Consider the following 5,684-nt stretch of genomic DNA (forward strand, 5'->3'; position numbering starts at 1 on the left):
TTTATGATGCGCTTACGATCGGAGGAGATGCACGATAAGGTGATCGGAACATTCATTGAACGGGAATTCTATTTTTAAATCAACCGATTGGAGTCATGACCCATATTGGAACCTCAAAGACTGATGAAGGCATTCTTAGTACTATTGCTGCCTTACATGAGTTTAAAGAAGCTGAACTTCCACTAGAAATTGAAGGACCACTTGGTAATGCTTGGCTACGTAAAGAGAGCAACAATCCCATATTATTTATTGCTGGAGGAACGGGAATATCCTACATAATGAGCTTACTTAGAAATGCTCTTCATAATCAACTCGATCAGAGCATTTATCTTTACTGGGGAGTGAAAGGGATTAACCAATTGTATCTTCACCCAGAATTATTAATGCTTTCAGATCAATATCCTAATCTACACTATGTGTGTTCGCTGGAGGAATCCTGCGACCAAATAATGAGCAGGGAAGGATTAGTGGTTGATGCAATATTAAATGACTTTTCAGATTTGCAAGATTTTGACATCTACTTATGTGGGCCAATAAATATGATTAAAGAAGGCAAAAAGTATCTACTTGAAAAATGCAATGCAACCATGGCAAATATGTATGGTGATGGATTAGCCTACGTATAATAGACATGAGAGTGCCCTGAATTTTGTGTAATTGTCTAAACTTAAGCCTTTTAAAGACTAAGAAAAAAATATAGATAAGAAAGGAACTCAAACCCTTCGCTCGCGAAGCCGCTATACCCGTTCAACTTGAAGATGCAGGTTTCAATATCTGAAAATTATCCGTAATTCTAGATACCAGTGAGCCTGCAACTTCTGCTAGCGTTACATCGAAAAACTTTTTGATAGCAGAGGTGAATGAATCATGCATCTGTTCGAGTTGCCGTTTTTGTTCAGGAGTGGCTACGATTTTCATGGTGCGTAGCATTATCCTGATTTCATGGAAAATCAAGCATCTTCAATGATCACGGGTAGCAATGATCACGGATATATCGCTAACAAATAAAACTGTGAACCAATCTCACAAATATTTGTTTAAAATAACGCCGATTGATAAATAAAAATATGAGAAGTAGTCTACAACTTTCGTTTAAATCGATTTTCTCTATTAAATTCATCGTTATTTCCCATTTAGTGAAAAGGGTTATTTACCCGTATATTCTCGCTGGGCAGAAAAGAGCTTTTGATTTCTTCATTCTCCGCAACGTCGGTCAGAATGGCAGGTCGCATTGGAGAGCAACCATGCATATGTCAAAAAGCTTTTTAATTATTTCAATGGGGTTAGTGGCAGTATCCGTACAGGCACAAACTCTGACACTAGACAACGGCGCGCCAGTTGGCGATAACCAAAATTCCATCACGGCAGGTGAACATGGCAGTGTGTTGCTGCAAGATGTTCATCTGATCCAAAAATTGCAGCGTTTTGCCAGAGAACGTATTCCTGAGCAGGTTGTGCACGCCAGAGGAACAGGAGCGCATGGTGAGTTTGTCGCATCCGGTGATTTTAGTGATCTGACACTCTCATCGCCGTTCACCAGCAAAGGCAAAATCACGCCAGTATTTGTACGTTTTTCAACGGTGGTTCACTCAAAAGGCTCACCAGAAACGCTGCGCGATCCGCGAGGTTTTGCGACCAAATTTTACACCGAACAAGGCAACTGGGATTTGGTTGGGAACAACCTGCCTGTGTTCTTCATTCGTGATTCGATCAAGTTTCCGGATATGGTTCACTCGCTGAAACCATCGCCCGTCACCAATCTCCAGGATCCGAATCGCTTTTTTGATTTTTTCAGTCATGAGCCAGGGTCTACACATATGTTGACTTGGGTGTATACCAACTTAGGTACACCTGCTAGCTACCGAACCATGGACGGTTTTGGAGTTCACGCTTACAAATGGATCAACCAAAAAGGCGATGTGAACTACGTGAAATTCCATTGGAAAAGCTTGCAAGGAATTGAAAGTTTGCGCCCTGATGAGGTCATAAAAGTTCAGGGGCAGGACTTCAACCATTTGACTGATGATCTCTATGCACAAATTAACGCGGGTAATCACCCAAAATGGGATCTTTATGTACAAGTGTTGACTCCAGAACAACTGAGCAAACTGGATTACAACGGCTTAGATGCCACCAAAGTATGGTTGGATTTACCCGAGAAGAAAGTCGGTACGATGACTTTGAACAAGGTGCCTAACAACTTCTTTTTGGAAACCGAACAGTCGGCATTTGCACCATCAAACCTAATTCCTGGCATTGAGCCATCGGAAGACCGTCTGTTGCAGGGGCGTTTATTTGCGTACGCCGATACACAACTGTATCGCTTAGGCGCCAATTTGTTCCAACTGCCCATTAACCGCCCGTTGGTTGAGGTGAACAGTCATAACCAAGAGGGCGCGAGTAATAATGCACAAACGGCTTCAGACATTAACTACCAACCCAGTCGTAAGCTTGAATTGAAAGAGGACCCTCAATTTAAAGCGTTACAAACTCAGTTGGTTGGAAGTGTCCAGCAAAAAGCGATCAGCAATCCGCGCAACTTTTATCAAGCGGGCGTGTTCTATCGCAGCTTAAATGAACGGGACAAACAAGACCTCATCACCAACTTGGCGGGTGACTTAAACAAAGTCACGGACAAAGAGATCAAAGCCACTATGGTCAGCCATTTCTACCGAGCGGATAAGGATTACGGCACTCGCTTAGCCAGTGCGACCAATACCGACTTGAAACAAGTGGTAAAACTGGCCGCGATGTAACCGATAAAAATTTGCCCCGCAAGAGATAAATCCGCTCTTTTCTGCCCAGAAAATAGGACTCTTGTGGGGCATTCACGATAGCAAAGGAGAGGAATGATGAAATGGCTATGGCCGCTCGCCTTAACTGGCTTATTGGTACTATCCCCTTTTAGATTCAGTGTTGCGGCCTCGGAGCCGTCTGGCATTGTCGGGGAAGATATACACCAAGAATATCAATCTCTGATCTCACTCTTTTTCGCGGCAGCAAGAACGGGGAATGACGAAGTTGTGAATGAATTTCTTTCCGCAGGATTTCCGATTAATCAACGAAATGCAGAGAGCTATACCGCATTAATGGTTGCCGCTTACCAAGGCAACGCACAGACCGTGGAACTCTTACTGCGCTTCGGAGTGAATGCTTGTTTGCAAGATAAACGTGGTAATACTGCTTTAATGGGAGCTCTACTGAAGCGGGAAATACAAATCGCGAGAGCCTTGTACCAAGCAGAGTGTGCGGATGACCTTCGCAATAAAGCGGGACTCTCGGTGCAAGAATTTGCTGAGTTATACGGTCAATATGAGACGTTAAAAGCGCTGCATCAAGAAAAATTGGCCGTGTCGTCTCCTACTCAATCACGGCTTTTCAACTAATATGTATTACTTTCAAACCCTCAATAAGGATATCCATCATGAATAAATCTACTTTGTTTGCTGCCGTCGCTTTCTTCACTTCTTCGGTTTTGGCTCAAGAAATGACCGTGGTGATGACGGATTTGAGCTCTGGCCAATCCGTGGGTACCGTTACCTTAACTAATAGCGAGCATGGTACGGTATTTACCCCGCAATTAACTGGCTTACCAGCCGGTTTGCACGGTTTTCATGTGCACGCGAATGGCTCATGTGAAACCTCGTCCAAAGATGGCAAAACCGTATTAGGTGGCGCTGCGGGTGGGCATTATGATCCGCAAAATACCGGAAAACACGGCTATCCGTGGACAAACGACAATCACTTGGGCGATCTACCAGCTTTGTACGTGGATGCGCAAGGCCAAGCAAATCAACCTGTTTTGGCATCCCGCTTCAAAATGGCAGAGGTAAAAGGTAAAGCTTTGATGGTCCACGCGGGCGGGGATAACCATTCCGACCATCCAATGCCCTTGGGTGGCGGTGGTGCGCGCATCGTGTGTGGTGTGATTGGTTTATAAAACGCTTTGAATTAAGTTGGTCATCCTAGATGGCCAACAGTATTTTATCTCGCACTGGAATGTGAGCTGGGCTGAGTGATGCGTTGCCAAGTGCCTTGGCGATACATCTCAATTCCTTGCTCAGCAAAACGCAACGCATAGCAAAAAATGCCAAGCGTTGCGAATCACTCTTAAATAGTTTGTATGTTTAGATGAAAAACCTAGCTAGATCTTGAATGCAATGCATTGAATTAGATAATTATCAACACATTGCATGCAGACGGTACAAAATACAGCTTATTTATAAAAAGCTTCAACTTCACCTTTTAACTTAATCAGCATCGGCTGGCCAAAACGATCTTTAGCTTTCGGTGAAGGAATTTTCACCCACCCTTCACTAATGCAGTATTCTTCAACATCAGTACGCTCTTTACCATTTAGACGAATGCCAATGTGGTGTTCAAAGCACTCCGCTACATAGTGTGGGCTGCGAGGATTACCAGCAAGGTGATCCGGCAAAGTGGGTTTAGCTGTAGTGTCGTTCATGTTTATAACCTAAAATATGTAAAACAGTGCGCTATTGTAGACAATACAAGCCGACCGCTCAACATAGTAAAGATGCTATTTCATATGCGGTATAGAACGCAGAACTAGATGGCATATAACGCCCTGTTAAGGTGAGCAATGCAGAAGCCGCCGCAAACCACCTGAAACACTAAAAGCAACCCATAGTAAAAATGCCACGCGTTGCGAATCACTCTTAAAGTTTGTTAGGTAACCTTGTTCTCAATGAAATTTTTTTCTTGTTCTCTCGGTCTTCTCCTGCATGCTAACTAAGAGGAATGTAATTTATGCATGCTGTAGAAAATAACTCAAAAAATGACAACATTGGGTACCTTATCGGTATTTTTGGTGTTTCATTGGTTCTAGCTTGGATTGGAATCTACAAATTCACACCTACTGAAGCCAAACTCATTCAACCACTAGTTGAAAATCATTTCGCCATGGGTTGGTTATATAATTTCATCTCTGTTCAAGCAGTATCCAACATCATTGGTGCAACAGAAATTGTTGTTGCTATTGGGCTTATTGTTGGCATTAAAAACACCAAAATAGCCTACCTTTCGGGTATTGCGGCAGCAATTATTTTTGTCACTACATTAAGCTTTCTTCTTACTACCCCAAGCACATGGAAAGTTTCTGACGGAGTACTAATTACTAATTTCTTCTTAGTCAAAGACATTTTGTTTCTCGCGATATCTGTGAGCGTTATCGAACGAAACAAGCCTAATACGTGATAAATATTGAGCCGAAACAGAACTTCTCTAAAGTAGGCTCCTGTTACCTAACGCCCTGTTAAGGAGAGAGATAATACAAATGTTCGACTAACGCCCAGATAAACCGCTAATCTCAGCTAATAAATTGTTCCATTGTTCAATTGCACTACCTGTAACTGATTCCTCATATTTTGCATAATTCCTAACATTAAACCAGTTATGTGTGGTTTCAGAAACTCTTTGCTTATAGCCAGTACCTTGACCCCATTCGCCATAAAGATCACGCCAAAAAGAACTATCATGACGTAGGTCTGCCTCATATACAGCTCGACCTTTAGCATAAGCTTGTTGACTTAAATCAGTAATACGTTTTTCTGCAGTATCTCTTAATTGTCGAATAAGTGCATAAGCTGGCTTTAAATCAGGTTGATCTAACATATTCTCTAATAAAACGAACAGTTCTCGATTTAATGAACCTATATTTTCGT

7 protein-coding genes and 1 pseudogene are annotated in these 5,684 nt (G+C 42.5%); 5 read left to right on the forward strand and 3 right to left on the reverse strand.

The annotated features are described in order from the left end of the window. The first annotated feature begins 95 nt into the window (after positions 1–95). Positions 96–626 carry a ferredoxin reductase domain-containing protein gene (locus VOR_RS0116205; protein ID WP_010320732.1) on the forward strand — a complete coding sequence of 177 codons (531 nt, stop codon included), beginning with the start codon at positions 96–98 and terminating at the stop codon, positions 624–626. A 121-nt stretch (positions 627–747) separates the two neighbouring features. Here VOR_RS0116205 and VOR_RS18805 read toward each other — a convergent pair. Next, positions 748–864, reverse strand: a pseudogene (locus VOR_RS18805) (IS630 family transposase); the annotation flags it as partial. Positions 865–1,244: 380 nt separating this feature from the next. Here VOR_RS18805 and katE1 point away from each other — a divergent pair. From katE1 to sodC, 3 genes are all read left to right on the forward strand, one after another. After that, positions 1,245–2,756, forward strand: a complete 1,512-nt coding sequence (gene katE1, locus VOR_RS0116215) for a catalase KatE1 (RefSeq protein ID WP_010320734.1) — start codon at positions 1,245–1,247, stop codon at positions 2,754–2,756. Between the two features lie 93 nt (positions 2,757–2,849). Continuing rightward, positions 2,850–3,386 (forward strand): ankyrin repeat domain-containing protein, encoded by a 537-nt coding sequence (locus tag VOR_RS0116220; protein WP_033197490.1) that lies wholly within the window; start codon positions 2,850–2,852, stop codon positions 3,384–3,386. Positions 3,387–3,424: 38 nt separating this feature from the next. After that, complete coding sequence (gene sodC / locus VOR_RS0116225; protein WP_010320736.1) at positions 3,425–3,940, forward strand: superoxide dismutase family protein; 516 nt, start codon at positions 3,425–3,427, stop codon at positions 3,938–3,940. Between the two features lie 276 nt (positions 3,941–4,216). Here the strand turns inward: sodC and VOR_RS0116230 are convergent, their stop codons facing one another. Beyond that, entirely contained in the window at positions 4,217–4,465 is a 249-nt protein-coding gene (locus tag VOR_RS0116230) for a DUF3297 family protein (RefSeq protein WP_010320737.1), read from the reverse strand. Positions 4,466–4,770: 305 nt separating this feature from the next. On the opposite strand from VOR_RS0116230, the gene VOR_RS0116235 reads away from it, so the two are divergent. Beyond that, positions 4,771–5,217 (forward strand): DUF417 family protein, encoded by a 447-nt coding sequence (locus VOR_RS0116235; RefSeq protein ID WP_010320738.1) that lies wholly within the window; start codon positions 4,771–4,773, stop codon positions 5,215–5,217. Between the two features lie 87 nt (positions 5,218–5,304). On the opposite strand, the gene VOR_RS18885 is transcribed toward VOR_RS0116235, so the two are convergent. After that, positions 5,305–5,684 (reverse strand): hypothetical protein (locus tag VOR_RS18885; RefSeq protein ID WP_010320739.1); only part of this gene is annotated, 380 nt, incomplete at its 5' end.

Source organism: Vibrio ordalii ATCC 33509 (assembly GCA_000257205.1).
GTDB lineage: Bacteria > Pseudomonadota > Gammaproteobacteria > Enterobacterales > Vibrionaceae > Vibrio > Vibrio ordalii.

What these genes read in the sequence shown, in the direction of transcription:
- VOR_RS0116205 (WP_010320732.1), top strand. Translation starts at nt 96, where the DNA reads ATGACCCATATTGGAACCTCAAAGACTGATGAAGGCATTCTTAGTACT.
- katE1 (WP_010320734.1), top strand. Translation starts at nt 1,245, where the DNA reads ATGCATATGTCAAAAAGCTTTTTAATTATTTCAATGGGGTTAGTGGCA.
- VOR_RS0116220 (WP_033197490.1), top strand. Translation starts at nt 2,850, where the DNA reads ATGATGAAATGGCTATGGCCGCTCGCCTTAACTGGCTTATTGGTACTA.
- sodC (WP_010320736.1), top strand. Translation starts at nt 3,425, where the DNA reads ATGAATAAATCTACTTTGTTTGCTGCCGTCGCTTTCTTCACTTCTTCG.
- VOR_RS0116230 (WP_010320737.1), bottom strand. Translation starts at nt 4,465, where the DNA reads ATGAACGACACTACAGCTAAACCCACTTTGCCGGATCACCTTGCTGGT.
- VOR_RS0116235 (WP_010320738.1), top strand. Translation starts at nt 4,771, where the DNA reads ATGCATGCTGTAGAAAATAACTCAAAAAATGACAACATTGGGTACCTT.